Here is a 24,546-nt window from a genome sequence, read left to right as displayed (position 1 = left end):
AAAATTGACTGGATTTACTCAAGTGTTTACGTTAATTTCTAAATTTGAATATCTGCACCTAAACCATCTTTTGCTTCGGCTTCCCTAAAATTTCAATTTATTAGGGTCTTGTCTTGCATCAAAAAGTCTAATTATTTCTATTTTTAGACCGTTTTCTCTGTAATAAAGCGTGTTATGTTTTGAAACCACACTTTTCCTTACCTCCAAGGCTTCATTAATAATCGGAAATATTTTAAGGTCATTAATAATTAGACTAATAATATCATCCACTCGGTTGATAAATTTATTAGTAACGCTTTCATCCCAATTTAATTGTAAGTAATCTAATACTGCTTCAAAGTCTTTCTCTGCAGAAGGAGACCAAACCACTTCTCTAAGCATTTGTATATCGCTTTCTCATATCAGATATTACCTTGTGGTGCTCTCTCCCTTCTTGATTGTCTAACTGTTCAATTCCTATTTCAATGGCTTTCTTTTGTTCTAGCGTAAGATTTTGCCAATCGTTGAGGTCATTACTTCCATTAATATAATTCAACAAGATGCCGTAAGCCTCTTCTAATCGATTTCCTTTTAAGGAATCTAACTTTCTAAACAAATCTATTTTTATTTCAGCTGAATTCATTATTAATCTATTTCAAGTAAAGATAATTATAAATTAATGACTATTAAAGGGCCTTTTATTTTTTATAGTAAGCACAATAATAATTTACCGCCCTTAATTATTCATATACTTCCCCTTCTTGCTCCCCTCATACATCACATATTTAACCAAGCGCGATTCCAGTTTCGCATTGAATAACTGTATTTTTCGCGACGGTCGTAAACCTACAAACTTAAGTGCATCTAGGTTTGAAGTGATAAACCAAGCATCGGTTCCTGGGTAATTTTGTTTCAGTGTATCGCCTATATTTTTATAAAATTCTTCCATATCAATATTTAAACGCTCACCATAAGGCGGGTTAAACACCATCTGCAGCTTCTCATCGCCTCCTTTTTGAGTTTTAAAGAAATCTTCATGTTTTACTTCTATAAAATCTTCCAATTGGGCGTTTTTCACGTTTTCCTTGGCTTTAGCTACAGCACTTGGTGCTTTATCATAACCTATAATTTTATGATGAAAATCACGCGTTTTCCCTAACAAAGATTCTTCAATTTTTTCAAATAACTCAACATCCCAATCTTCCCAACGTTCAAAAGCAAATTCCTTACGCATTAAGTTTGGTGGAATATTACAAGCAATCATGGCCGCTTCAATCAACATCGTTCCAGAACCACACATCGGGTCCATAAAATCTGTTTGTCCGTCCCAACCAGAAAGCATAATTAGCCCTGCTGCTAGCACTTCATTTATAGGCGCAATATTCGTAGCTGTTTTATAACCACGTTTGTGTAAAGAATCTCCTGAAGAATCTAATGAAATCGTAACACGGTTTCTATCAATATGGACATTCACTTTTAAATCAGGAAATTTTAAATCTACATTAGGTCGTTGCCCATCGGTATCTCTAAATTTATCTACAATGGCATCTTTTGTTTTTTGAGCGATGTATAACGAGTGTGTAAACAATTCCGAATGGATCGTAGCATCAATAGCTAAAGTCCCTGTAGGTTTGAGGTATTTCGACCAGTCCATTGCATAGATTTTATTGTATAAATCTTGCTCGTTTTTAACGTTAAAAGCATGAATGGGTTTTAAAATTTTAACGGCCGTACGCAACGCTAAATTCGCTTTGTACATAAAACCTTTATCTCCCGAAAAAGAAACATTACGCACGCCTTTTTTCACATATTGTGCACCTAGCTGCGTTAATTCTTTTTCTAGTAAATCTTCAAAGCCAAATAAGGTTTTGGCGACCATATTAAAATTTTCTCCCATTTTTTACGTCTGTTCACTTTTTAAGCTAAATAGATTGCAAAAATAATGTAATTTTGTGGCAAACGTAAAGTTTATTGATAATTCGGGGTTTTTAAGGATTGACGTCCATTCATTTTTAAATAAAGCACATTAAAAGCCATAAAATTTTGGCTAAATTAAATGCGCTAGACAAACCCCAAAAACAAAACAATTTCTGTTTTCACAGAAAATATTTATGACAAATAATACAGCAACTTGGTTCACTTCTTGGTTTGACACGCCATTTTACCACACATTATATAAAGATAGAGACGACAGCGAAGCTCATGCCTTTATGGATACCTTAACCGATTATTTAAACCTTCCTGAAAATGGCACAGTACTAGATTTAGCCTGCGGAAAAGGAAGACACTCGCGTTACCTTAATAAAATTGGTTACGATGTTACTGGGGTTGATTTAAGTGAAAACAGTATAAAATTCGCTAAACAATTTGAAAATCACCGTTTAAAATTCGAAGTGCACGACATGTGCCAACCGTATAATAAGCAATTTGATGCCGTTTTTAACCTGTTTACCAGTTTTGGCTATTTTGAAGATGACACCGATAATTTAAAAACCATTGAAGCTATAAAAAGCAATTTAAATGAGTTCGGTTTTGGGGTTATTGATTTTATGAACAGTGAACAGGTTATTGATAACCTGGTTCCTGAAGAAACAAAATCTGTTGATGGCATCGATTTTCATTTGAAGCGTTTTGTAGAAGGTGGATATATTATAAAAGATATTACTTTTACGGTCGACGAAAAGGTTTACAACTATCAAGAACGTGTTCGCGCATTTACGCTTGCTGATTTTGAAAAACTTTTTGAACAAGCAGATGTCTATTTATTAGACGTTTTTGGCGATTATAAATTAAATAAGTTTAATCCGAAATCATCAGAACGCTTAGTGATGATTTTTAAATAGTGGGTGTTCCACATTTTATATTGCTCATAATTTGAGCCTCTTTTATTAAATGAATAAATTTTTACTTCCCTTTCTGGCTGTATTTTTAGGTTTTGGTATTGCATTACTTTCTAAAAAACAAAAATCTTGGAATACGAAGCTCCTTCTCTCTTTTAGTGGTGCGTTTTTATTAGCGCTAACCCTTTTTGAACTACTACCAGAAGTTTATCATCATTTAGACACCAAACTGGCTGGCTTATTAATTATGTGCGGTATTTTGTTGCAAATTACCTTAGAATTATTTTCTAAAGGTGCTGAGCATGGGCATGTACACATTCATAAGGAAAACTCAACGTTTCCATGGACTTTATTCGTTAGTTTATGTATTCATAGTTTTTTAGAAGGTTTTTCTATTCATGACCATAATGATATGGTTTATGGCGTATTAATACATAAAGTCCCAATAGCAACAGTAACTACTTTATTTTTAATGCAATCGAACTATTCAAAACCTCAAATTTCAGGTTTTCTATTAGTTTTTGCGCTCATGACACCTTTAGGAACCTTTATTTCTCAAGAAACCTCTATTATTGGTCATTATGCCGATGCCATGAATGCCATAGTTATCGGTATCTTTTTCCACATTTCAACAACAATTTTATTTGAAAGTGGCGACGGACATAAATTCAACTTATCGAAATTTATCGCAATTATTTTAGGTGTTGGTATTGCTTATATGATTTAATAAAATTCAATTTGTATATCCGTTTTGTAACCTAAATATTGTATTTACGTCATTCCGAATTTATTTCAGAATCTAATAAAGCTGATAATTAATATATTGTGATGAGAACCTGAAACAAGTTCAGGTTGACGATAACAATTATGTCACATTACGTATAATCAGTAAATTCAACTTAAATTATCAGTTATCAAATGAGATAGGGTAATTAAGTCTTAAAATGGAAATTAACCAGAAAGGACAACTCCAATAGCCCTACTTAAACTTTCATTCTTAAACATATTACTTATTTATTGTTTCACATTAAAACTTAAAACAATATTTACACATTAAAACACCTTGATTTTTAGACTATATTAAATCAATTTTTAACTTTACGATTATAAAATCAAAGCTCTAAGTTAAATTCTAGTCTAATTATGAAACAACATTTTTTTAAACCTTTACTTGCCTTAACCTTAATTACCGTATTTTTTTCATGTAAACAAGAAGTTGAAAAAACACTTACCGAAAAAGATATTACTTTGGAATCAAAAAAAGTAACTGATTTTTTTCAAAAAACTTTCGATACTCGTGTAGATAATCACCCAGAATTTCAAACACGTCTCGGTATCAAAAAAGATTACGGGAAATTAGAAGATATTTCTCCTGAAGCTTCCGAAAAAGAATTAAAATTCAACCAAGAAATCTTACAGTGGTTGAACGATTCTGTAAATGTTGAAGCCTTATCTAAAGATGTGCTTTTAAGTTATAAACTCTTTAAACAAAAAGCAGAAAATCATATAAGTAACTACGAATACAGATTGCATAATTACCCAGTAAATCAAATGTTTGGTGCGCAATCTGGAAAACCTGCATTTTTAATTAACATGCACCGTATTGATAGTCTTCAAGATGCCGAAGCTTATATTTCAAGACTAAAAGGTTTCAAACCTTACTTCAATCAACTCATTGAAAATTTAAAAGCAAGAGAAGCTATTGGTATCATGCCTCCTACTTTTGTTTATGATAAAGTGATTCAGGATTCTGAAAATATCATTGTTGGAGAACCTTTTGACCAAAGCCAAACCAAAAGTGCTTTATTAGACGATTTCTTAAACAAAATTAACAAATTAGATCTTGATGATGCTACTAAAAAAGATCTTGAAGCTCAAGCAAATGAAGCTTTATTAACAGGTGTAAAACCAGCTTATGATGATCTTATTGCCTTCATGAGCTCACAAAAAGAGCGATCAAATACCGATGCTGGCGCATGGAAATTCCCTAACGGTGATGCTTTTTATAAAAATGCCCTTGCAAACACAACCACCACCGATTTGACAGCAAATGAAATTCATGAAATTGGTTTGTCTGAAGTTGCAAGAATTCATAAAGAAATGGATGCTATTCGAGTAAAAGTTGGCTTTGATGGCGATTTACAAGACTTTTTTGAATTTATGAAAACCGACAAGCAGTTTTATTATAGTTCAGATGAAAAAGGAAAAGCGGCTTACCTAAAAGAAGCTGTCCATTTAATAGACAGCATGAAAACCCGTTTGGATGAAATTTTTATCACCAAACCAAAAGCGGATATCATTGTAAAAGCCGTTGAACCTTTTAGAGAGCAATCGGCTGGAAAAGCATTTTATAACCGTCCTGCTGCCGATGGTTCAAGACCTGGTATTTACTACGCAAATTTATACGATATGGCCTCTATGCCAACCTACCAAATGGAAGCTTTAGCTTATCATGAAGGTATTCCAGGACACCACATGCAATTAGCCATTCAGCAAGAGCTTGAAAATGTACCCATGTTTAGAAAATTTGGAGGTTACACAGCCTACACCGAAGGCTGGGGTTTATACTCTGAATTTATTCCTAAAGAAATGGGCTTCTATGCCGATCCTTACTCAGATTTCGGACGCCTAGCTATGGAGCTTTGGAGAGCGTGTAGATTAGTAGTTGACACAGGAATACATGCCAAAAAATGGACACGTGAAGAAGGTATTAAATACTACACCGATAATACACCAAATGCAGAATTAGATGGTATTAAAATGGTAGAAAGACACATTGTAATGCCAAGTCAAGCGACAGCATATAAAATTGGTATGCTTAAAATACTTGAGCTGCGTAAAAAAGCACAAGAGGCTCTAGGTGAGCAATTTGATATTCGTGAGTTTCATGAAGTTGTTATTTCACATGGCGCCATTCCTTTAAATGTTTTAGAAGATTTTGTAGATGAATATATTAGTTCGAAACAAAACAAGATAGAATAGAAAACTCATAAATAATCAACTTCACTAAGTTGACCTAAGAAAAAAGCTGTTTCAAAAGAACACATTTCATCAACCTGAATCGCCTTCAGAATGATGGGATCCATACTTTTGAAACAGCTTTTTTATATTTTACACCTCACCTAGCTAAACCTTCAAATTAAAGCTTTCATAATTTAATTATGATGTTAACTTTGCAAGTTCTTAAACAGTCTTAAGGAATTAGCTAAAAACTCAAAAAAAAGTAGCCTGTGTTTTCAAAAGAAGAATCAAGAAGATTAAAAGAAGAATTTTGGACCAGTTTTGGGAAGTCATTCCCTAGAAAATGGACTTTATACCATACTAAATTAAAAGGTTTTAGTTTTAAATTTCATTTTGATAATAAAAGCGCTTTAGTCGCTCTAGATGTTGAAGACGATTTAGAACACCGCATAAAGTATTGGGAAAAACTTCTAGCTTTAAAATCCATTTTATTAGATGATTTTTTACCAGAAGCCATCTATAATGAAGAATATATTTTAGATAACGAAAAAGAAATTTCTAGAATTTTTGTACCACTAGAACAAAAAGTTTCTATTCATAACAAAAACTCATGGCAAGACGTTATGGTGTTTTTTAATGAGAAAATGGGCTTATTTGAAGCCTTTTATGAAGAATATCGCGATGTTATTGATAGCTAATAGGTGAATTGATTATTTTTTATTGACTATTGATTATTGATTATTGATTATTTCAATTGACGTTAAAGTTTGAACTTCCCTAATTTTTAACTCTTCATTTTTAATTATTAATTGTAGAAATGTTTATTCGTGTAACCGACGTTGAAATTGATGAAAGAATTCTCCTAGCGTCTGAAGGACAATCTGGAAATCAAAACATTATTAATTCGTTTAATCGTACATAAACTTTTAATATTTAATATCTAACTTTCAATATCGTCCAATTTTTCACTTTTAATTTTTAACTCTCAGAACCATCTCAAAATCATCCATTACAAAGCCATTTCCAATATCGGCCACAAGCGGTCCAATCGTTTTAAACCCTAATTTCTCATAAGCTTTAATCGTATTCCTATTATTGATGTTTACCGTTAGTCGGATTTTATTCAATCGAAACTCTAAAGCTTTAGCTTCAATGAAATTCATGGCATTTTTTCCTATGCTCTTTCCTCTAAAATCACTCAAAACATAAAACTTACTTAAAAATAAGGCTTCAGCTTCATTCAGAATAGCAAAATAACCTACTGTTTTATTGTGGTAACTAATCATATAATACAAGTAACCGCTTTCAACTTGACATTTAATCGCTTCCGCAGACTGAAATTTATCAAGCATGTAATCCACTTGAGCTTTACCTACCATAGGTATGTAATGTTCACGCCAAATAATTTCCGCTAAGGATGCTATGGTTTTAAATTCTGAAATTTTTTCTGCTAAACTAAAATTTATCATATCTAAAATCACACGATTAAATCACATAATTAAAAATCATTAGAAAATGACAAACAGCACCTGTTAAAACAAAAAGATGCCAAATCACATGATTATAGGGTATTTTTTGAACGGCATAAAAAATAATTCCTAAGCTGTATGCTGAACCTCCTGCCGCTAAAAACCACATTCCTTGACTTCCTATTTGTGCTGATAAATTTGAAATATCGAAAACAATAAGCCAGCCCATAACTAAGTAAAGTAATGTTGAAACCACTTCGAAGCGTCCGGTAAAAAAGAGTTTTAAAAAAGCCCCGAAAAGTGCAATCCCCCAAACGGTATAAAAAAGTGGCCAGCCTAAACTATCTTGAAGCGCTATCAAACAAACAGGCGTGTAAGTTCCTGCGATTAAAATGTAAATACTTATATGATCTACAATTCGAAAATAATGCTTCCGTTTATCGTTTTTAGTGGCATGATAAAATGTAGAGGCACTAAACAAAATAATTATTGAAAGTGCATAAACAACTACGCTAAACAAACTCCAATCACTTTTACCTGTATTGTAACACACAAGTAAATACAAGGCTATCAACCCAAGAAACGCACCTAAACCATGAGAACAGGCGTTTAATTTCTCCTCCAAAGGTGTTTGAATACGCATTTATTCAGGCGTGTTATGATAGATCCACTTATCGGTTAAATCATAAAAATTAAACTTTATCGCTGGTGGTTGTGGTTCTAACAATCCGTTTTGAAAAGCACGTTGTAATATGTCTTCAATTAAATAATCTTCTTTAACGTTTTCAGGGTCAAACTCGCGTTTTAAAGAAATATCAAACATACTTGCCGTAGTATTGTACCAGAATGCACGCCAACCACTACGAAGTTCTTTAACCAAATCGAAAGCAGTTGTTCCTGTCTGTCTGTGAATTAACTTTACAAGTATCTGACCTTCAGTGCGTGTTAGTTTTTTTAATTCATCTGAAAACTCGCCTTCAATGTATTTCTGTATTTTTTTAGTGTAACGACGCTTTTGTCTTTCCCTTTTTAATGAAGCTAAACGCGTATTCATAGAATCTAAACGCTCGGCCGCCATTTTAGCGTAAGGATAGACCTTTAAGGTTTTTCGTCTTAAAATTAAATAACGAATGCGTTCTTTTTTATCACCAAACTTAAGTTTATGCAACAGAATGACCTCGTCTAAGTTAATAGACTGCCTAGGCACAGAGTCGCCTTCTATAATTAAATATTCAATAGTGGTAGTATCCCTTTCAATCTCGTTAACCTGTGAGAAAACCAAAAATGGACATAAAACCAATATGTATTTTAAAAAATTCATCAATAAAAATGGAGCATTTAATATGTAAAAATAAAGAAATTATACGCACCTCTTACAAGACACTTTCAGTATCTCACATTTGCAAGGTGAATTTAACAAAATATGGAAGACAATAATCATTTAAACCGCTACTGTGTCTATTAATATTATTATTTTAGTGCAAAAATTTTATACATGGCAAACAAGAGCATTCTTAATGAAAAGTCAATGGACTTTTTGGAAAAATATTTGAACAATGCAGCCCCAACAGGCTATGAGTGGACTGGGCAAAAAATATGGATGGACTATTTAAAACCATATGTAGATACTTTTATTACTGATACTTACGGAACTGCGGTAGGCGTAATAAATCCTGATGCAAAATACAAAGTGGTTATAGAAGGACATGCCGATGAGATTTCATGGTATGTTAACTATATTTCAGATAACGGTTTAATCTATGTAATTAGAAACGGTGGTAGCGATCATCAAATAGCGCCTAGTAAAATTGTTGATATTCATACCAAAAATGGCATTGTAAAAGGTGTTTTCGGTTGGCCAGCGATTCACACTAGAGATAAATCTAACGAGCAAGCACCAAAACCAGATAATATTACTATCGATGTTGGCGCTAAAGACAAGGAAGAAGTTGAAAACTTAGGCATTCATGTGGGATGTGTAATCACTTATCCAGATGAATTTCATGTGCTTAACGGAAATAAATTTGTTTGCCGCGCCCTAGATAATCGTATGGGTGGTTTTATGATTGCTGAAGTGGCGCGTTTATTGAAAGAAAACAAGAAAACCTTACCATTCGGTTTATACATTACAAATTCTGTACAAGAAGAAATTGGTTTACGTGGTGCTGAAATGATCACTCAAACTATCAAACCTAACGTGGCTATTGTTACCGATGTAACGCACGATACCACAACACCAATGATTGAAAAAACCAAACAAGGTGATTTAGAAATTGGTAAAGGTCCTGTAGTAGCCTACGCTCCTGCTGTACAACAGAAATTAAGAGATTTAATTACTGAAACTGCCGAAGCTAAAAAGATTCCGTTTCAACGTTCGGCGCTTTCTAGAGCTACAGGAACAGATACCGATGCTTTTGCTTACAGTAATGGCGGTGTGGCTTCTGCCCTAATCTCTTTACCCTTACGTTACATGCATACTACGGTAGAAATGGTGCACAGAGACGATGTTGAAAACGTAATTAAACTAATTTACGAAACATTGCTTAAAATTGAAGATGGCGAAACCTTTAGCTATTTTAAATAAAATATAACTTTTAAATGCCATTACAAGATTTTGAAACTTTTCAACTTGTAATGGCATTTTTTTTCATTCTTATGGACGAATTAATTGATATTACAGATGAAAACGGAAAGCTTTTAGGGCGCTCAGAACTAAAATCTATAATTCATCAAAAAGGATTGTATCATCATACAGCCCACGTTTGGTTGTACACCAAAAACGGTGAGGTTTTACTATCGCAACGTTCAGCAAAAAAAGCTATTTGTCCGCTTATGTGGGATGTTTCGGTTGCAGGCCATGTAGATGCCGGTGAAACAATTAAACAGGCTGGGGTTAGAGAAATTTTCGAAGAAATTGGATTGTCTATCACTGAAGATAAACTGCTTAAAATTGGTGTTTTTGAATGTTTTCAGTCTTATGAAAACGGTATGACCGATAACGAATTTCACAATACATTTCTAGCTGAATTAACCGTTCCTATTTCATCCTTAAAAGCTCAGGAAGAAGAAGTTGAAGCTTTAAAATTGATTTCTTTAACTGAATTCGATGAACTTATTGCAGATATCAATACCAATAACCTTCATTTTGTACCTTCAAACAAAACATACTATGAGTTTGTTTCTGAAAAAATAAAAGAAGCTCTTCAACCTTAAAAAACGCTTAAAGCTTGATGTACCTCATAGATAACTACGTCTATAAAACATACTGACTTTCAACACTCCACAATTTCAACAGCAGCAATAGTTACTTTTAAAATCAACTTTAAGTTTGTTCTATTAATCCCTTCAACCGCTCAATAAAATTCATATATTTATAGTTACAATCCCTTTAACTATGAATAAATCGTATACCGTAAGTGTTAATAATCATGCAGATTTCAGCATAAAATTTAGCGATATTTCTAAACTTGACATAGTTAAAAACTCAGAAAGCAGCTATCATGTTCTTCAACAAAACAAATCATTTCAAGCTGAAGTTTTAGAAGGAAACTTAAATAGTAAATGCTATCAAATTAAAATTAACGGCAGTATTTATGATGTTCAGATTTCTGACGATCTAGACCTACAAATAAAAAACATGGGTCTTAGCAATGTTGTTTCACACCGTATCGATTCCATAATTGCTCCCATGCCTGGCTTGATTTTAGAAATTCAAGTAAAAGTTGGTCAGGAAGTACAAGAAAACACCAGTTTACTTATTCTGGAAGCTATGAAAATGGAAAACAGCATTGTTTCCCCTAGAACTGGTATTATTAAATCCATTCTTATTGAAAAAGGTGAAGCCGTCGATAAAGGCCATATACTTATTGAATTGGAAGACGAATAGCATCGCACTACCCCCTTTATACACGTATCAATTTTTTAAGTACTAAAATCAGCTTTAATGAAAAAAATATTAGTTGCCAATCGTGGAGAAATTGCCTTAAGGGTGATGCGCACCGCTAAAAAAATGGGTATAAAAACAGTGGCGGTTTTTTCTGAAATAGATAGAAATGCGCCTCACGTGAAATTTGCAGATGAAGCAGTTTGTATTGGTGAAGCTTCTTCTAATAAATCTTATTTAAGAGCAGATAAAATTATTGAAGTCGCTAAAAAACTTAACGTTGATGCCATTCACCCAGGTTATGGTTTTTTAAGTGAAAATGACGCTTTCGCGGAATTGTGCCAGAAAAATAACATCATTTTTGTTGGTCCGAAACCGATGTCCATAAAAATTATGGGGAGCAAATTAGAAGCTAAAAAAGCAGTTAAAACCTATAATATCCCTATGGTTCCCGGTATTGATGAAGCCATAACCGATGTTTCAAAAGCAAAAACCATTGCTAACAACATTGGGTTTCCTATACTTATTAAAGCCTCAGCTGGCGGCGGCGGAAAAGGCATGCGCGTAGTTGAAAAAGAAAGTGAACTAGAATCTCAAATGCAACGAGCGATTAGTGAGGCGACGTCTGCTTTTGGAGATGGTTCGGTTTTTATTGAAAAGTATATAAAGTCTCCGAGACATATAGAAATTCAAATTATTGCCGATTCTCACGGACAAATATTTCATTTTTTTGAACGGGAATGCAGCATACAAAGAAGGCATCAAAAAGTTATTGAAGAAGCGCCTTCTTCAGTTTTAAATGAAACTTTAAGAACTAAAATGGGTGAAGCTGCTATAAAAGTAGCTAAAGCCTGTGATTACATCGGTGCTGGTACGGTTGAATTTCTCTTGGATGAACAGCACAACTTTTATTTCCTAGAAATGAATACCAGGCTTCAAGTCGAACACCCTGTAACCGAATTAATTACTGGTTATGATTTGGTAGAGCTTCAAATTAGAATTGCTCGTGGTGAAGCACTTCAATTCAAGCAAACAGATTTAAAAAATAATGGCCACGCCTTAGAATTACGTGTCTATGCCGAAGATCCGATGAATGATTTCCTACCTAGTGTGGGCCTTTTAGAACGCTATAAAATCCCTCATGGTGATGGCATTCGTGTAGATAATGGTTATGAAGAAGGCATGGAAATTCCTATTTACTACGATCCCATGCTTGCTAAATTAATCACCTACGGAAAAAACCGAGAAGAAGCCATACAAATTATGCGTAAAGCCATTGATGATTTTCAGGTAAAAGGGATTAAAACCACTTTATCTTTCGGAAAGTTTGTTTGTGAACATGAGGCGTTTAAATCTGGAGATTTCGACACACATTTTGTTAAAAACTACTATAAAAACGAAGCTCTAAATAAATATTCAGAAGAAGAGGCAAAAGTTGCCGCACTCATTGCTGTAAAACAATTTTTAGAGGATCAGAAATTATTAAGACTTCCTAATTCATAATTCATAATTCATTAAACTAAAAACTATGAGTTCTAAGGCCGAAAAACTACAACAATTATACGCCCTTGCAAAATTAGGAGGCGGACAACAACGTATTGACAAACAACATAACAACAATAAATTAACCGCAAGAGAACGTATTGAATATCTATTAGACGCTGCTTCTTTTGAAGAAATTGGCGCTTTAGTAACTCACAGAACTACCGATTTCGGTATGGCAGACCACATATATTACGGGGATGGTGTTATTACAGGATACGGCACTATTGCAGGTCGATTGGTGTATGTTTACGCTCAAGATTTTACGGTTTTTGGAGGTTCTTTATCAGAAACTCACGCTGAAAAAATTTGTAAAATATTAGAGTTAGCTCTAAAAGTTGGTGCGCCCATTATTGGCTTAAATGATTCTGGTGGCGCCCGAATTCAAGAAGGCGTTCGGTCTTTAGGTGGTTATGCTGATATATTTTATAGAAATGTACAAGCTTCAGGCGTTATTCCACAAATATCGGCTATTATGGGTCCTTGTGCTGGTGGTGCCGTGTATTCACCGGCCATCACCGATTTCACCATTATGGTTGAAAATTCCAGTTATATGTTTGTTACTGGACCTAGCGTAGTAAAAACGGTAACCAATGAAGAAGTGACAAGCGAAGAACTTGGTGGAGCACATACACACGCCTCAAAATCTGGTGTGGCACACAAAAAATCGGCTAACGATGTGCAATGTTTAGATGATATCAAACAATTGTTTAGTTATTTTCCACAGAATAATAAAGAAACCCCTAAAAAACTAGCGTATCAATTAACAGATGAAGTTCGTGATGTTTTAACCAATTGCGTTCCCGACAACCCCAACAAACCTTATGATATGAATACCGTTATTGATGGTATCATTGACGCCAATTCATTTTATGAAATACATAAAGAATACGCAGAAAGTATTATTGTTGGCTTTGCAAGATTAGGCGGAAGAAGTATCGGAATTGTTGCAAATCAACCCATGTCGTTCGCAGGTGTTTTAGGCGTTAGAAGCTCGAGAAAAGCAGCTCGCTTTATACGATTCTGTGATTGTTTTAATATTCCGCTACTTGTTTTGGTTGATGTTCCCGGATTTTTACCAGGAACCTATCAAGAATGGAATGGTATTATTGTTCATGGAGCCAAATTGCTTTATGCACTTAGTGAAGCAACGGTACCTAGAATCACGGTTATCACACGAAAAGCTTACGGTGGCGCCTATGATGTGATGAATTCCAAACACATTGGTGCCGATTTAAACTTTGCATGGCCTGGGGCCGAAATAGCGGTTATGGGTGCTAAAGGTGCTAGTGAAATTATCTTTAAAAAAGAAATCGCTTCCGCGGAAAACTCAGCAAAAAAACTAGCCGAAAAAGAAGCCGAATATGCCGAAAAATTTGCCAATCCCTATGAAGCTGCCAAACGCGGATTTATTGATGAAGTTATTCTTCCTAAAGATACCAGAAGAAAGTTACTAAAAGGCTTCTCTATGTTGGAAAACAAAAAAGTAGACCGGCCGGATCGTAAACATGGTAATATTCCTTTGTAATGACTATTATTAGGCCCAAGCGTGACGCTCGGGCCAACACTAAAAATATTCAAAGAGAATATTCAAAAAAATTCGACGTTTTCAGCTAGCACTTAAAAACCCAAAATAACTTCACTTTACTAGAACAAAGCTAGCGCGAGCGTCACGCTCGTGCCCACAACAGTTTTCCTTATTTACAAAAAACCATATACACATAATATTAGATTCCATAAACAAAAAAATCTCAGGCTAAAATTAACCTGAGATTTTTAAATTTATACAATTTCCGGGAAACTGCATTAAAACAAATGTTACTGAATATCTTGAATATCGTTTTCTGTGATATTCAATTGACTCATAACTGCGTTTATATTATTGGTATCCATAGTAGAAGCTAAATCTGCTGGCATAACTATAATTCTGAATACTTGGTTTTTAGTAAACTCAGCACCAACCGCATCTATATCATCACTTTCAGCAATAATATCTACATCACCTAAAGTGTAGTTGAATCGATATTGAAAGTACCCACCTCCATCAAAAAAAATGGTAGCTGTTGGTAAAGGTTCCCAAACATCTAAACCGTTATCAACCGCTTCCAATCTATATACTAATACAGCATCACCATCAACATTACTTTCTGGAAAAGTAAAACGTTCATTAAGTTTGTTTGACGAAAAATTGATGTTTGCTATTTCATAAGTTTGACCAATAATGTAATCACCTGGAGCGCCATCTACACCATCTCTACCTGGAGGCCCCTCTGGACCTTCACAAGAAAACATTAATAGTGCAATAAAAATTCCTAGGGATAAAATATTTTTTTTCATAAGATTATAATTTAAAAACGTCTGTTTATTTAGAGTAATATAAATTTAGTTAAAAATGCAAGCCTCAACAAATAAGCTTTAGTTTTTATTTTATAAAATATAGTACTTCTATATAAACTGTTCCTCAAATATTTTATCCAAAGAAAGAAAGTGTAACCTAATAAAAAACTCAGATCAACTTTTAATCTGAGTTTTTAAAACATAAATTACGTCTACTGTTTCAATCCTTTCTACCTATTGATGAATGGTTAAAACGGTATTATTATGTAAATTTTCAAGAGTTGGAATCACTGAAGAGTGGCTAAGCCCTACCCGTCTCAAAAAATCAGGTTTTTCATCCATAACACACATAATATTATTAAGATGAGTACTCGCGTACGCCTTTAAATCAAAAGCATTTCCGGTATATTCTACTTTGACATTTTCAACAGCCTGTTCCTTTAAGTGGTTTAGCAATAAATCAATATTATACTTCACATTAACACCTATTAATTTCTTTTCGCCTAAAACCAAAATATTGATTTTAAGATTGGTGTTTTTCAATGCTTCTAAAAAACGATTTACTCCAAACATTCTGATTTTCTCCTTGAAATTAGACGTAATTGTCAAACATAATTCATCGTCCACAGCGCTCGAAACTGGCACTAATAAAACAGGGCAAGTTCTAATGTTTCCTATGATACTTTTTGACTTTCTACCTAATTTAGTATCCCCCTTCAATACAACTAAGTCAATATCTAAGGTTTCTAATTGTTTTTCAATACCTTTCGCTAAACTCGAACATTCAGAAATAATGTGATATTCATGATTCGAATAGTTTTTTCTGATTCTTTGGCTTATCAGCAAATCATTTAATTGTAACAAGGAATCTTCCTTTGGCTTATCAAACCACTCATCATCAGCTTGTAACATATCTAAAGCATTTAAGCCTGATATATCATATGTGTAAGTGTTTAAAAAGTAGAAGGCACAAGACTCGTTTTTAAAAAGCATTGTTACATAATCAATAGTACGATTACTATCTTGTGAGAAATCTGTTGGAATTAAAATGTTTTTCATAATAGGTCTTATTTTATTTTAGTTGGTATCTCATTAAAAATTTATATATGTGCTTTCTAAAGGCGCCAAATTCCTTTGTTAACCGGATATATTGCTCTCTTTTTCGCTCATGTACTTTTAATCTTGTTTGGTCATAATCTGTATATCCATCTTCATATTCATTTCTTAACTCTCGGTCGTATTTGCATAATTCGGCCATATTTAAAACATTTTTCCTTCTCAAGGATCGAATTGCATTTGAAATAGAACCATTAGCAATGAGCTGCTTTTCTATTATATTAAGATCATCTAATTCATCATTAAAATCTTCTAGCGTTAAAATCCAATAATCTAGCTCTCTTAAGTCTTTTTGTATACTTAATCGCCGGTAGTAATCTTCTTTATATGTTGAAATAGTATTCAAAAATTTTAAACATTTTTATTTACAAAATAAATTCAAGAGCCTTTGCTGTTTTTTCTTGGGTTACCTCTTCTATTAATAGATTTTGTACACCTCCTGGAAAATCCCATACAATGGTATCTCCTTTAGAGTAACCAATTAAAGCAGAGCCCATAGGCGTTAGAAGAGATACTTTATTTTGTTTAAAATCACTTTCGGCAGGAATAACTAATTGCAACGTGCGCTCCCAGCCTTGATGTGAACTTACTTGTACAACACTATTAAACCTAATAATATCTGAAGGCATGTCTGCTTCATCCACAATGCGCGCTTCCTTGAGCTCATCATTTAATTTTTGCAAGGATTTTTGCGTTTGAAAATCATCCGCATAACTCGACACATTCAAAATGCGTTTTAAATACACATATTCCTTTTTTTCTAATATCAAACAACCGTATTTCATAATTTTTCTATTAATTTCATTTTAAAAGAGACGATTACTTATCTTTCTTTGATGGTATTTATTTCTGAAAGAAGTCTCACTTTCGCTCAACTTATTTATTGTTGTTGCTTTATTTGTTATTCTTTTTCTTCCTGCGAAAACAGCCTTTAACTCCGTTAAATTCATCCTATTAATTATTTAAAGTTTTAAACTAAATTCATGAATCGATCTTTCACTGCATTTAAAATAATGACTTCGTTTTTTAGATGATCGTCATTGTATTCACTGCAAGACCAGACTTTATCTTTTTGTTTGGTTAATACACAATCTACCATGTACATACAATTTGAACAAATAGTTATGCGATTCATTTAATTTTCTTTTTTTACTATTAAAAGCAAGGCCTATACCAAAAGCATTTAGAACATATCATAAAACACAAAACCCTTTATAAATAAAGGGTTTGTAGTATAAACATAATATATTATCAAAAAATGAATCGGGGTAAAATTACCCACATGAGGAAAAAAGTCTCAAAAATATAATAGGATTAATCATGTAGTTTTTGTCTGATTGTTTTTCTATCTATTTGAAGAATTTCAGCAGCTTTTGTTTTATTGTTTCCGGTAGCTCTGAGCACCTTTTCAATGTATCTTTTTTCTACAACCTTTAAGGGCTCTAAACTGGCTGAATGTTCACTAATGTTAAACTTTAAATGCGCAGGCAAATGCGCTACAGAAATTGTTTTATCGCTCATAATTACTGCACTTTGAATCACATTTTCTAATTCTCTTATATTACCTGGCCAATCATAACGTTTTAAAACGCTTAAAGCTTCTTGATCTATTTTAACAAAACGGTCTTTGTATTCAATGCCATATTTAAATAAAAATTTATCTACCAAAATCTCAATATCGTCTTTTCTTTCTCGTAATGGCGCGATACCGATTTCAACTACAGTTAAACGGTAAAACAAGTCTTCTCTAAATCGTTGTTTCGTAATAAGCGCCCGTAAATCACTATTTGTTGCAGACACAACTCTAACCTCTATTTTTTCAGCTTTGGTTGCTCCTACTTTAGTCACTTCTTTTTCTTGTAAAACACGTAACAATCTAGATTGTACCGCAAGCGAGGCGTTGCCTATTTCATCTAAAAAGATGGTACCACCATTTGCGGCCTGAAAAAAACCTTCTCTATTGGTATCAGCCCCTGTAAAAGCACCTTTTACATATCCAAAAAGCTCTGCTTCTAAAAGGTTTTCTGGAATAGCACCACAATTCACAGCTATAAAAGGGGCTCGTGAGAATTTACCTTGATAATGTATTTCTCTTGCTACGAGCTCTTTTCCGGTACCACTTTCTCCTTTTATAAATACGGTTGCTCTATTATCCTTAACACGTTCAATGATTTGAATAACTTCATATATCTTATCTGAAGTACCTATAATTTCACCATAACTTTCACGTTTTTTCAAATGATCTCTTTGAGACTGAGCGCTTTTATCGTGCTGACTTATTGATTTTTTTATGGCTGCTTCTAATTCTGTTTTCGTAAATGGCTTATTTAGATAATCGACCACTCCTGATTTTATTGCCACAAGAGAATCTTGAACTGAGGGAAACCCTGTCACCACTAATTTTGGTACATTGGGATAATGTTCTGATGCAAATTTTATCAATTCAGATCCATCAATTTCGGGCATTTTTAAATCTGTAATTAACAAATCTATTTTTGTGTCCCGTAAAATGGTTACTGCCTCCTTTACAGATATCGCCTTGAATATATGATAGTTCCAAGATTTTAAATGACGCTGTAATAACTCCAAAATATTCACATCATCATCAACAATAAGTATATTTTCTTTGCGTAATTCCATAACTGATATTAATCTTTAGGAAGTGTTACTGTAAAGGTAACGCCTTTATTCAAATTGTTTTTTGCTGTAATCGTTCCTTTATGAGAAACTACAATACCATGCACGACACTAAGTCCTAAACCAGCGCCGTCTCCTATAGATTTTGTAGTGAAAAATGGTTGAAATATTTTATCTAAATCTTTCGGGTTAACCCCTTGACCTTCATCTTTAATTTTAATGATAATATCGGTTTCTGATTGAGAAACATGAACTTCAACCCAGCCATTTTTAGGTGAAAAGAAGATAGCATTCATGAGTAAGTTAAAAATAATTTGAGTTAATTGAACGGGATCCACTTTTAACCAAATATCATCAGCCTCTATTTTTACATGACATTTTACTTCTTTTTTCCTAAAACTCGCATCTAATAAATTAATAGCGCTGTTGATGTTAGGTACAATATTAATCTGCTTTTTTTCCTGAGGTATTTCGCAAGCAAAAAACATAAGCTTCTTTACTATTTCTCTAGAAAATATGGTGTTTTCAATTATTTTATCGACATCATTGGTCGTTTTCCCTTCGTTTTCTAAATCATCTTTAAGTAGTTCTGAAAATCCTAAAATATTAGCTAAAGGTGTGTTCAATTCATGGGCAATGCCTGCAGTTATTTCTCCTAAAATACGTAATCGATCGGTATGCTCCATTTGCCTTTTTAATGAAGCTTCGTTTTTCTTAATCTCTAAACTTTCTAAAAACCCGCCAAGCTTTAATGAAATATTATCCATAAGCCATTGTTCCTCCTTTAAAAAATCTACTTCCTTAAATTTAGAGGCATCTAAATGTGCTTCTAAATAACCTTTGGTTTCATTAAACAACTTAATTTCTGAAGTCATTTTAACCGTATTCTCCTTAAGTACACATGTAGCAACTTTGAAGTTTTCGGTTTGGATACGAATTTCTGTTTTTTTAGAATGTTTGAATGCTTTTTTTAAACTAAATGCTATAGCCGTAAAGGTGCTTTCAATAAATTCTACATCGGCATTTACAATAATGGAAGAGACTTCATAAAGACATGTGAGCTCTTTTATACGTTCTTTTAAGGCGTCCTCTGTATTTTTGCTCATTCTAAATTTTGCTTTTAAAAATTATAAATTCACAAATAGCAGACTAATTTGCAGATTTTATTAAACCACTAAAATTAAGAAATATAAAAAAGATAGCTCTTATTTAAAAAGTTAAAACAGCTGAATATAAATTTCTATAAAAGCTCTACTTTTTAAGCTTAACAAGTTGCGCATTAAACATGAAACTGTCTTGCCAGCGCTCAAATCGGCTATCAAATTTTTCAGCAAAAACTAAATATTGGCAACGGTCTATACTTTCAGGGGTACGCGTAACCTCAGCAAAATTGTGGTTTCTAAATAAAAATTCGGCATCTTCAACAATAAACATTTGAAGTTGATTCAGGTTTATTCCGTTTAGGTAAAAAATCTTATTTAAACGTTTTGGTGTAGCAATTACAACATCTACGCCATCATAAATTTCATCACGCTGGTGATCTATATTTTTTTCATCATAAGCACAATAGACGCGTAAATCGGTACCGCGTAAAAAAGCATTAAATTCCAATTCTAAGTCTAAAGCCGCTTGTTTATTTTCTACTAAAATTAAAGCTCTAGGAGCATCTTCAAAAGCTTCTCCTTTTAATTTCTGAATCACGCTAAGCACAATACTCGTTGTTTTACCCGATCCTTTTGGTGCGATACAAAACAGACTTGCTCCGCCTTTTATTTTAGATAAAATTTGTTTTTGAAAAGGTAATGGCTCATTAAAACCTTTACTTTCTAAAGAATCTTTTAAAGGCTCAATGTATTTTTTAAATGACATATTGGAGTATTTTATGAAAAACAAAGATAAGATTATAAACCGCTATCAAAAACTTATAACGTAATAAGGCACCCTAATTGGGTGCCCTAAAACGCTAATAATCCTCTTTTTCAATAGGAAATGTATTTTATTAAAACTCTAGATCTGCAACGATATCAAATTCGTCATAAATCGCTTTATCTGCTAAATCGTCAAAGAAACTTGCTGAACCGTAACGGATATCATACTTGGTTCTGTCAATTTTTAATGACGCTGTTGCTTTACTACCGTAGATAGAAATGGTAAAATCTATAGCATGTGTTTTTCCTTTAACTGTTAAATCTCCTGTAACGTTGTAAGCGTTTTTCCCTGAAGCTTTAACTTTTTTAAATACTAATTTTGAAGTTGGAAATTTTTCAACACCAAAGAAATCATCAGATTTTAAATGGCCATCTAATTTACCTTTATACTCCCCTTCTAAATCGGTACTTGATATTGTTGTCATATCTATAACAAACTCACCACCTACTAATTTATCTTTATCAAACTCTAAGGTTCCAGATTTAATAGCGATAGTACCTTCGTGAGACCCTGTTACTTTATAGCCTTTCCAAACTACAGTGCTCTCTTCTGTTTTAACCGCCTTTTTTTCACCACCTATTGTTGTAAAAGATGAAGCAAATACAGTTACTAAGGCTACTACTGCTAATTTTTTAATTGTGTTTTTCATGCTAATTTTTTTTGTTTGTTATATAATTTATGATCCGTAATAAATGCGTTCTTTTATAATTTTTGTGTCGTGCCACTCTTGCACAACAACTTTATTATAATTTTTAATTCCCAAATCTTTATGTGTAAAATCGAAATGCCATTCGACCATGGTAATCCGTTCTCCAATGGTAACATGTAATGGTTTAGCACAACGGAATTCGGTAATAGAGTCAAAAAAACATTTTTCACGCTTTCTATTTTCTATTTTCCCCACACAGGCTGGGTTATTATTTTCTTGAATAATCACATCGTCATCATAATACAAATCGAATGCTTCCAAGGTTTTCCCTTGAAGAATCATATCGTTAAGATTGCTAATGTTTTCAATTAATTTATTCATAATTTCTATTGAAATAATTATGATACAAATTTCTGAAACAAGCAGAATCTATAAAATGAAGTAGGTTATTAAATAAAGTTAATCTAGATTAACATTTACTGTTCTAAGATAATCTGACTCTTTATTTTGCTAAGAAATTCCTTTGTGATACCTAAGTAAGAGGCGATCATATATTGCGGAATGCGTTGTTCTATTTGCGGATATTGATTTCTAAAATACAGAAACCTGTCTTTTGCAGAAAGGCTAAAACTTCTTATAATTCGTTTTTGAGAAGCCACCAGAGCGCGTTCAATTATACGTCTGAAAAAACGCTCTAATTTTGGTATCTCAATATACAAGTCTTCAATAATATCACTAGAAAACATGATGAGTTCTGTGTTTTCGAGACATTGCACATTAAAATCGGCTGGTGTTTGAGTGATAAAACTCCCTATATCTGAAGTCCACCAATCTTCAACAGAAAACATGACAATGTGCTCCTGCCCTTCATCGTCTACAAAATAAGTTTTTGTACAACCTGAAATGACGAAACACTCATATTTACAAACATCGCCTTGCTGAACTATAAACTGTCCTTTTAAATATTTACGGTAGCTTACTTTTGAAGTTAAAATTGCTTCTTCCGCTTCGGTTAAAGCAACATGGTTTTTAATGTAATTTAAAAGTGGTTGTATGTTCATTCGTTTAACTATACGTGGCAATTTGATTTAACACGAAAATAAATCATTATATATTAAACTGATTATTTTTTTCAGAAGTATAAAATTTAATCGTAATTTAAACCACCTTGTATTACTATAATTTTTAGTTACTTATATTCTTGAATTAATACTTCCGTCGGAATATGAAGCGTGGCATTCAGTTTTCTAATCATATCTAAAGTTAGTTTGCGCTTTTTATTTAAAATTTCGCTTACTCTACTTTTAAACCCGACAACTTCAGCTAGATCCTTTTGCTTCATGCCCAATTGTTCCATACGGAATTTTATAGCCTCAATAGGATCAGGCATCCCGATAGGGAAATTCTCGTTTTCATAACGATCAATAAGAATAGAAAGGATTTCAAGCTCATCCCCTTGCCCTGTGCCTTTTTTTGCATCAAATATCTCCTCAAGTCTTTCTAGAGCATTTTGATAGTCGTTTTCATTTCTAATTGGTGCTATATTCATCATCAAATGTTATTTGCGTCAATTTTGTCATATTCTGCATGTTTTCCAATAAACCTTATCCAACATATTTGAAATTCAAAATTAAATTTTACAATCAACCGGTAATTGTTTCCTTTAATATTATAAACAATTCGATTATCTTTTAAGATGCTTGCACTTGGGTATTCACTTTTTAAAGCATTTATATTGCTCCAATCAGCTTTTTCGGTTTCTCTATACCAAGACTTTAATTGTTCTTCACAATCGGCATGTTTTTCCCAAAAACCTCGTAAAGTACCCTTTGCAATAACTCTCACTATTAAAATATTTGACACAAATATAATAAAAAGTTACCAAAACGGTAATTCAATTCCAAGTGTTTATTTTTATATTCCGTGCTTTTAAATCGAACATTAAATTATAGAGTCCGAAAAATGTACGATTCATATAAATGAAATGTTTGGAGCCTCTATTTGCATTTAACTTCCTCAACTGGGTGTTTTTAGAATATTTCTCTCCCAAATCTGCAATCTTTCCAAAAAACTCCGCGTTTGAAAAATCAAAGTACTCTTGATGTAATGGCTCGGTAAACAAGGTTAACATTTCATGAAACATAGCTGTAAAGAAACTAACTTCTTCAGCTCTATCATCAATTCTTAAAATTTCAAGTTCGTATAGCTTCGCTTTAAAATGCTCTGGATTACCCATGTTTTTTTTATCTGCCAATTCAAAATAAGGCACATAAAAATCTTCTGGAATCTGTTTCATACAACCAAAATCTAAAGCAATTAAATCGCATGATTTAGATACTAAAAAATTTCCTGGATGCGGATCTGCATGTACTTTCTTTAATTTATGAATTTGAAACATATAAAAATCCCAAAGTGCTTGTCCCAATTGGTTTGCTAACTCTTGATTGGTATTATATGCTGTGAATTCAGACAAGTGTTCGCCTTCCATATAATCCATTGTAATAATGCGTTCAGACGACCATTGCTCGTAATATTTCGGGAATGTTAAATGCGGAATGTGTTTACAAGCTTCAGAGATTTCTTTACTTTGTTTAACTTCTAAGATATAATCGGTTTCCTCTAGAAGTTTGCCTTCAATCTCCTTAAAATATTTATCTGAACCTTCACCTTTTATATTAAACATACTCATTGCAATAGGTTTAACCATAGCCAAATCTGAAGCAATACTATCTGCAACACCAGGATATTGAATTTTAACAGCTAGCTTTTTGCCATCTTTCACAGCAATATGTACTTGCCCTATACTCGCGGCATTAACAGAATTTAAATCAAACGTATCGAATAAATCTTCTGGTAATTTATCAAAGTATTTTTTAAAAGTTTTTAAAACTAATGGCGGAGAAAGTGGCGGTACAGAAAATTGAGCTAACGAGAATTTCTCAACGTAAGCTTGCGGCATGATGCTTTTTTCCATACTTAACATTTGAGCCACTTTTAAAGCGCTTCCCTTAAGCTGTTTTAATCCATCGTAGATATCTGAAGCATTATTTTCATTTAACTTATCCTTGGCTTCAAGCTCAGATTTCGTGATTTTATCACCATAATATTTTATGTAGTTCACGCCTATTTTGGCTCCAGTAGACACTAATTTTGAAGCGCGTTCTATTTTAGAAACAGGAATTTTATTAATTGCTTTCATAAGTA

General features: G+C 33.1%; 28 protein-coding genes. 9 read left to right on the top strand and 19 right to left on the bottom strand.

Features of this window, described 5'->3' with window-relative positions:
* Positions 1–84: 84 nt before the first annotated feature.
* From Q4566_RS03580 to Q4566_RS03570, 3 genes are all read right to left on the bottom strand, one after another.
* Positions 85–381 (bottom strand): type II toxin-antitoxin system RelE/ParE family toxin, encoded by a 297-nt coding sequence (locus Q4566_RS03580; protein WP_303418325.1) that lies wholly within the window; start codon positions 379–381, stop codon positions 85–87.
* The gene (locus Q4566_RS03575) at positions 374–622 is read right to left on the bottom strand and encodes a hypothetical protein (protein WP_303418324.1); all 249 of its coding nucleotides are present in this window, start codon (positions 620–622) and stop codon (positions 374–376) included. The genes Q4566_RS03580 and Q4566_RS03575 overlap by 8 nt, the downstream gene beginning before the upstream one ends.
* Before the next feature lie 93 nt (positions 623–715).
* Positions 716–1,876 carry a class I SAM-dependent RNA methyltransferase gene (locus Q4566_RS03570; RefSeq protein ID WP_303418322.1) on the bottom strand — a complete coding sequence of 387 codons (1,161 nt, stop codon included), beginning with the start codon at positions 1,874–1,876 and terminating at the stop codon, positions 716–718.
* A 214-nt stretch (positions 1,877–2,090) separates the two neighbouring features.
* On the opposite strand from Q4566_RS03570, the gene Q4566_RS03565 reads away from it, so the two are divergent.
* From Q4566_RS03565 to Q4566_RS03550, 4 genes are all read left to right on the top strand, one after another.
* The gene (locus Q4566_RS03565; protein ID WP_303418320.1) at positions 2,091–2,822 is read left to right on the top strand and encodes a cyclopropane-fatty-acyl-phospholipid synthase family protein; all 732 of its coding nucleotides are present in this window, start codon (positions 2,091–2,093) and stop codon (positions 2,820–2,822) included.
* A gap of 49 nt (positions 2,823–2,871) precedes the next feature.
* Positions 2,872–3,546: a ZIP family metal transporter gene (locus tag Q4566_RS03560; RefSeq protein WP_303418317.1), complete on the top strand. Its 675-nt coding sequence runs from the start codon at positions 2,872–2,874 to the stop codon at positions 3,544–3,546.
* Between the two features lie 416 nt (positions 3,547–3,962).
* Positions 3,963–5,801: a DUF885 family protein gene (locus Q4566_RS03555; RefSeq protein ID WP_303418316.1), complete on the top strand. Its 1,839-nt coding sequence runs from the start codon at positions 3,963–3,965 to the stop codon at positions 5,799–5,801.
* A gap of 248 nt (positions 5,802–6,049) precedes the next feature.
* The gene (locus tag Q4566_RS03550; protein ID WP_303418315.1) at positions 6,050–6,478 is read left to right on the top strand and encodes a DUF4268 domain-containing protein; all 429 of its coding nucleotides are present in this window, start codon (positions 6,050–6,052) and stop codon (positions 6,476–6,478) included.
* 273 nt (positions 6,479–6,751) lie between these two features.
* Here the strand turns inward: Q4566_RS03550 and Q4566_RS03545 are convergent, their stop codons facing one another.
* Genes Q4566_RS03545 through Q4566_RS03535 form a run of 3 tightly spaced genes read right to left on the bottom strand, consistent with a single transcriptional unit; the run spans position 6,752 to position 8,570 of the window.
* The gene (locus Q4566_RS03545) at positions 6,752–7,249 is read right to left on the bottom strand and encodes a GNAT family N-acetyltransferase (protein ID WP_303418313.1); all 498 of its coding nucleotides are present in this window, start codon (positions 7,247–7,249) and stop codon (positions 6,752–6,754) included.
* A 16-nt stretch (positions 7,250–7,265) separates the two neighbouring features.
* Positions 7,266–7,892: a hemolysin III family protein gene (locus tag Q4566_RS03540; RefSeq protein ID WP_303418310.1), complete on the bottom strand. Its 627-nt coding sequence runs from the start codon at positions 7,890–7,892 to the stop codon at positions 7,266–7,268.
* On the bottom strand, positions 7,893–8,570 hold the full coding sequence (locus tag Q4566_RS03535) for a DUF4294 domain-containing protein (RefSeq protein ID WP_303418308.1): 678 nt from the start codon (positions 8,568–8,570) through the stop codon (positions 7,893–7,895).
* Positions 8,571–8,744: 174 nt separating this feature from the next.
* Here Q4566_RS03535 and Q4566_RS03530 point away from each other — a divergent pair, with 174 nt between their 5' ends.
* The 5 genes from Q4566_RS03530 (at position 8,745) to Q4566_RS03510 (ending at position 14,202) form a co-directional block, all read left to right on the top strand.
* Positions 8,745–9,833 carry a M42 family metallopeptidase gene (locus tag Q4566_RS03530; protein ID WP_303418306.1) on the top strand — a complete coding sequence of 363 codons (1,089 nt, stop codon included), beginning with the start codon at positions 8,745–8,747 and terminating at the stop codon, positions 9,831–9,833.
* A gap of 14 nt (positions 9,834–9,847) precedes the next feature.
* Positions 9,848–10,462, top strand: a complete 615-nt coding sequence (locus tag Q4566_RS03525) for an NUDIX domain-containing protein (RefSeq protein WP_303418304.1) — start codon at positions 9,848–9,850, stop codon at positions 10,460–10,462.
* A gap of 181 nt (positions 10,463–10,643) precedes the next feature.
* Complete coding sequence (locus tag Q4566_RS03520) at positions 10,644–11,135, top strand: acetyl-CoA carboxylase biotin carboxyl carrier protein subunit (RefSeq protein ID WP_303418302.1); 492 nt, start codon at positions 10,644–10,646, stop codon at positions 11,133–11,135.
* A 57-nt stretch (positions 11,136–11,192) separates the two neighbouring features.
* Positions 11,193–12,635 carry an acetyl-CoA carboxylase biotin carboxylase subunit gene (gene accC, locus Q4566_RS03515; RefSeq protein WP_303418301.1) on the top strand — a complete coding sequence of 481 codons (1,443 nt, stop codon included), beginning with the start codon at positions 11,193–11,195 and terminating at the stop codon, positions 12,633–12,635.
* A 25-nt stretch (positions 12,636–12,660) separates the two neighbouring features.
* Positions 12,661–14,202 (top strand): acyl-CoA carboxylase subunit beta, encoded by a 1,542-nt coding sequence (locus tag Q4566_RS03510; protein ID WP_303418300.1) that lies wholly within the window; start codon positions 12,661–12,663, stop codon positions 14,200–14,202.
* 290 nt (positions 14,203–14,492) lie between these two features.
* Here the strand turns inward: Q4566_RS03510 and Q4566_RS03505 are convergent, their stop codons facing one another.
* From Q4566_RS03505 to Q4566_RS03445, 13 genes are all read right to left on the bottom strand, one after another.
* Positions 14,493–15,011: a collagen-like protein gene (locus Q4566_RS03505; RefSeq protein WP_303418298.1), complete on the bottom strand. Its 519-nt coding sequence runs from the start codon at positions 15,009–15,011 to the stop codon at positions 14,493–14,495.
* Between the two features lie 234 nt (positions 15,012–15,245).
* Complete coding sequence (locus tag Q4566_RS03500) at positions 15,246–16,070, bottom strand: universal stress protein (protein WP_303418296.1); 825 nt, start codon at positions 16,068–16,070, stop codon at positions 15,246–15,248.
* Between the two features lie 13 nt (positions 16,071–16,083).
* Positions 16,084–16,473 (bottom strand): hypothetical protein, encoded by a 390-nt coding sequence (locus tag Q4566_RS03495; RefSeq protein WP_303418294.1) that lies wholly within the window; start codon positions 16,471–16,473, stop codon positions 16,084–16,086.
* Between the two features lie 19 nt (positions 16,474–16,492).
* Positions 16,493–16,912: a GreA/GreB family elongation factor gene (locus Q4566_RS03490; protein WP_303418291.1), complete on the bottom strand. Its 420-nt coding sequence runs from the start codon at positions 16,910–16,912 to the stop codon at positions 16,493–16,495.
* Between the two features lie 529 nt (positions 16,913–17,441).
* Positions 17,442–18,767 carry a sigma-54 dependent transcriptional regulator gene (locus tag Q4566_RS03485; RefSeq protein ID WP_303418289.1) on the bottom strand — a complete coding sequence of 442 codons (1,326 nt, stop codon included), beginning with the start codon at positions 18,765–18,767 and terminating at the stop codon, positions 17,442–17,444.
* 8 nt (positions 18,768–18,775) lie between these two features.
* Entirely contained in the window at positions 18,776–19,870 is a 1,095-nt protein-coding gene (locus Q4566_RS03480; RefSeq protein ID WP_303418287.1) for a sensor histidine kinase, read from the bottom strand.
* 145 nt (positions 19,871–20,015) lie between these two features.
* Entirely contained in the window at positions 20,016–20,633 is a 618-nt protein-coding gene (locus Q4566_RS03475) for a DEAD/DEAH box helicase (RefSeq protein WP_303418285.1), read from the bottom strand.
* A gap of 130 nt (positions 20,634–20,763) precedes the next feature.
* Positions 20,764–21,342 (bottom strand): YceI family protein, encoded by a 579-nt coding sequence (locus Q4566_RS03470; protein ID WP_303418283.1) that lies wholly within the window; start codon positions 21,340–21,342, stop codon positions 20,764–20,766.
* Positions 21,343–21,369: 27 nt separating this feature from the next.
* Positions 21,370–21,723 (bottom strand): SnoaL-like domain-containing protein, encoded by a 354-nt coding sequence (locus tag Q4566_RS03465; RefSeq protein WP_303418281.1) that lies wholly within the window; start codon positions 21,721–21,723, stop codon positions 21,370–21,372.
* 95 nt (positions 21,724–21,818) lie between these two features.
* Positions 21,819–22,403: a Crp/Fnr family transcriptional regulator gene (locus tag Q4566_RS03460; protein ID WP_303418279.1), complete on the bottom strand. Its 585-nt coding sequence runs from the start codon at positions 22,401–22,403 to the stop codon at positions 21,819–21,821.
* 128 nt (positions 22,404–22,531) lie between these two features.
* Complete coding sequence (locus Q4566_RS03455) at positions 22,532–22,891, bottom strand: type II toxin-antitoxin system HigA family antitoxin (RefSeq protein WP_303419252.1); 360 nt, start codon at positions 22,889–22,891, stop codon at positions 22,532–22,534.
* 2 nt (positions 22,892–22,893) lie between these two features.
* Positions 22,894–23,187, bottom strand: coding sequence for a type II toxin-antitoxin system HigB family toxin (locus Q4566_RS03450; RefSeq protein ID WP_303418277.1), 294 nt, complete (start codon positions 23,185–23,187; stop codon positions 22,894–22,896).
* A gap of 49 nt (positions 23,188–23,236) precedes the next feature.
* On the bottom strand, positions 23,237–24,541 hold the full coding sequence (locus tag Q4566_RS03445) for an AarF/ABC1/UbiB kinase family protein (protein ID WP_303418275.1): 1,305 nt from the start codon (positions 24,539–24,541) through the stop codon (positions 23,237–23,239).
* Positions 24,542–24,546: the final 5 nt, after the last annotated feature.

Origin of the sequence: Tamlana sp. 2_MG-2023, assembly GCF_030548465.1 — a bacterium.
Classification (GTDB): domain Bacteria; phylum Bacteroidota; class Bacteroidia; order Flavobacteriales; family Flavobacteriaceae; genus Pseudotamlana.
Note: the sequence above shows the minus strand (reverse complement) of the source record. Positions and strands in the feature narration are given on the sequence as shown.

What these genes read in the sequence shown, in the direction of transcription:
- Q4566_RS03580 (WP_303418325.1), bottom strand. Translation starts at nt 381, where the DNA reads ATGCTTAGAGAAGTGGTTTGGTCTCCTTCTGCAGAGAAAGACTTTGAA.
- Q4566_RS03575 (WP_303418324.1), bottom strand. Translation starts at nt 622, where the DNA reads ATGAATTCAGCTGAAATAAAAATAGATTTGTTTAGAAAGTTAGATTCC.
- Q4566_RS03570 (WP_303418322.1), bottom strand. Translation starts at nt 1,876, where the DNA reads ATGGGAGAAAATTTTAATATGGTCGCCAAAACCTTATTTGGCTTTGAA.
- Q4566_RS03565 (WP_303418320.1), top strand. Translation starts at nt 2,091, where the DNA reads ATGACAAATAATACAGCAACTTGGTTCACTTCTTGGTTTGACACGCCA.
- Q4566_RS03560 (WP_303418317.1), top strand. Translation starts at nt 2,872, where the DNA reads ATGAATAAATTTTTACTTCCCTTTCTGGCTGTATTTTTAGGTTTTGGT.
- Q4566_RS03555 (WP_303418316.1), top strand. Translation starts at nt 3,963, where the DNA reads ATGAAACAACATTTTTTTAAACCTTTACTTGCCTTAACCTTAATTACC.
- Q4566_RS03545 (WP_303418313.1), bottom strand. Translation starts at nt 7,249, where the DNA reads ATGATAAATTTTAGTTTAGCAGAAAAAATTTCAGAATTTAAAACCATA.
- Q4566_RS03540 (WP_303418310.1), bottom strand. Translation starts at nt 7,892, where the DNA reads ATGCGTATTCAAACACCTTTGGAGGAGAAATTAAACGCCTGTTCTCAT.
- Q4566_RS03535 (WP_303418308.1), bottom strand. Translation starts at nt 8,570, where the DNA reads ATGAATTTTTTAAAATACATATTGGTTTTATGTCCATTTTTGGTTTTC.
- Q4566_RS03530 (WP_303418306.1), top strand. Translation starts at nt 8,745, where the DNA reads ATGGCAAACAAGAGCATTCTTAATGAAAAGTCAATGGACTTTTTGGAA.
- Q4566_RS03525 (WP_303418304.1), top strand. Translation starts at nt 9,848, where the DNA reads ATGCCATTACAAGATTTTGAAACTTTTCAACTTGTAATGGCATTTTTT.
- Q4566_RS03520 (WP_303418302.1), top strand. Translation starts at nt 10,644, where the DNA reads ATGAATAAATCGTATACCGTAAGTGTTAATAATCATGCAGATTTCAGC.
- accC (WP_303418301.1), top strand. Translation starts at nt 11,193, where the DNA reads ATGAAAAAAATATTAGTTGCCAATCGTGGAGAAATTGCCTTAAGGGTG.
- Q4566_RS03510 (WP_303418300.1), top strand. Translation starts at nt 12,661, where the DNA reads ATGAGTTCTAAGGCCGAAAAACTACAACAATTATACGCCCTTGCAAAA.
- Q4566_RS03505 (WP_303418298.1), bottom strand. Translation starts at nt 15,011, where the DNA reads ATGAAAAAAAATATTTTATCCCTAGGAATTTTTATTGCACTATTAATG.
- Q4566_RS03500 (WP_303418296.1), bottom strand. Translation starts at nt 16,070, where the DNA reads ATGAAAAACATTTTAATTCCAACAGATTTCTCACAAGATAGTAATCGT.
- Q4566_RS03490 (WP_303418291.1), bottom strand. Translation starts at nt 16,912, where the DNA reads ATGAAATACGGTTGTTTGATATTAGAAAAAAAGGAATATGTGTATTTA.
- Q4566_RS03485 (WP_303418289.1), bottom strand. Translation starts at nt 18,767, where the DNA reads ATGGAATTACGCAAAGAAAATATACTTATTGTTGATGATGATGTGAAT.
- Q4566_RS03480 (WP_303418287.1), bottom strand. Translation starts at nt 19,870, where the DNA reads ATGAGCAAAAATACAGAGGACGCCTTAAAAGAACGTATAAAAGAGCTC.
- Q4566_RS03475 (WP_303418285.1), bottom strand. Translation starts at nt 20,633, where the DNA reads ATGTCATTTAAAAAATACATTGAGCCTTTAAAAGATTCTTTAGAAAGT.
- Q4566_RS03470 (WP_303418283.1), bottom strand. Translation starts at nt 21,342, where the DNA reads ATGAAAAACACAATTAAAAAATTAGCAGTAGTAGCCTTAGTAACTGTA.
- Q4566_RS03465 (WP_303418281.1), bottom strand. Translation starts at nt 21,723, where the DNA reads ATGAATAAATTAATTGAAAACATTAGCAATCTTAACGATATGATTCTT.
- Q4566_RS03460 (WP_303418279.1), bottom strand. Translation starts at nt 22,403, where the DNA reads ATGAACATACAACCACTTTTAAATTACATTAAAAACCATGTTGCTTTA.
- Q4566_RS03455 (WP_303419252.1), bottom strand. Translation starts at nt 22,891, where the DNA reads ATGAATATAGCACCAATTAGAAATGAAAACGACTATCAAAATGCTCTA.
- Q4566_RS03445 (WP_303418275.1), bottom strand. Translation starts at nt 24,541, where the DNA reads ATGAAAGCAATTAATAAAATTCCTGTTTCTAAAATAGAACGCGCTTCA.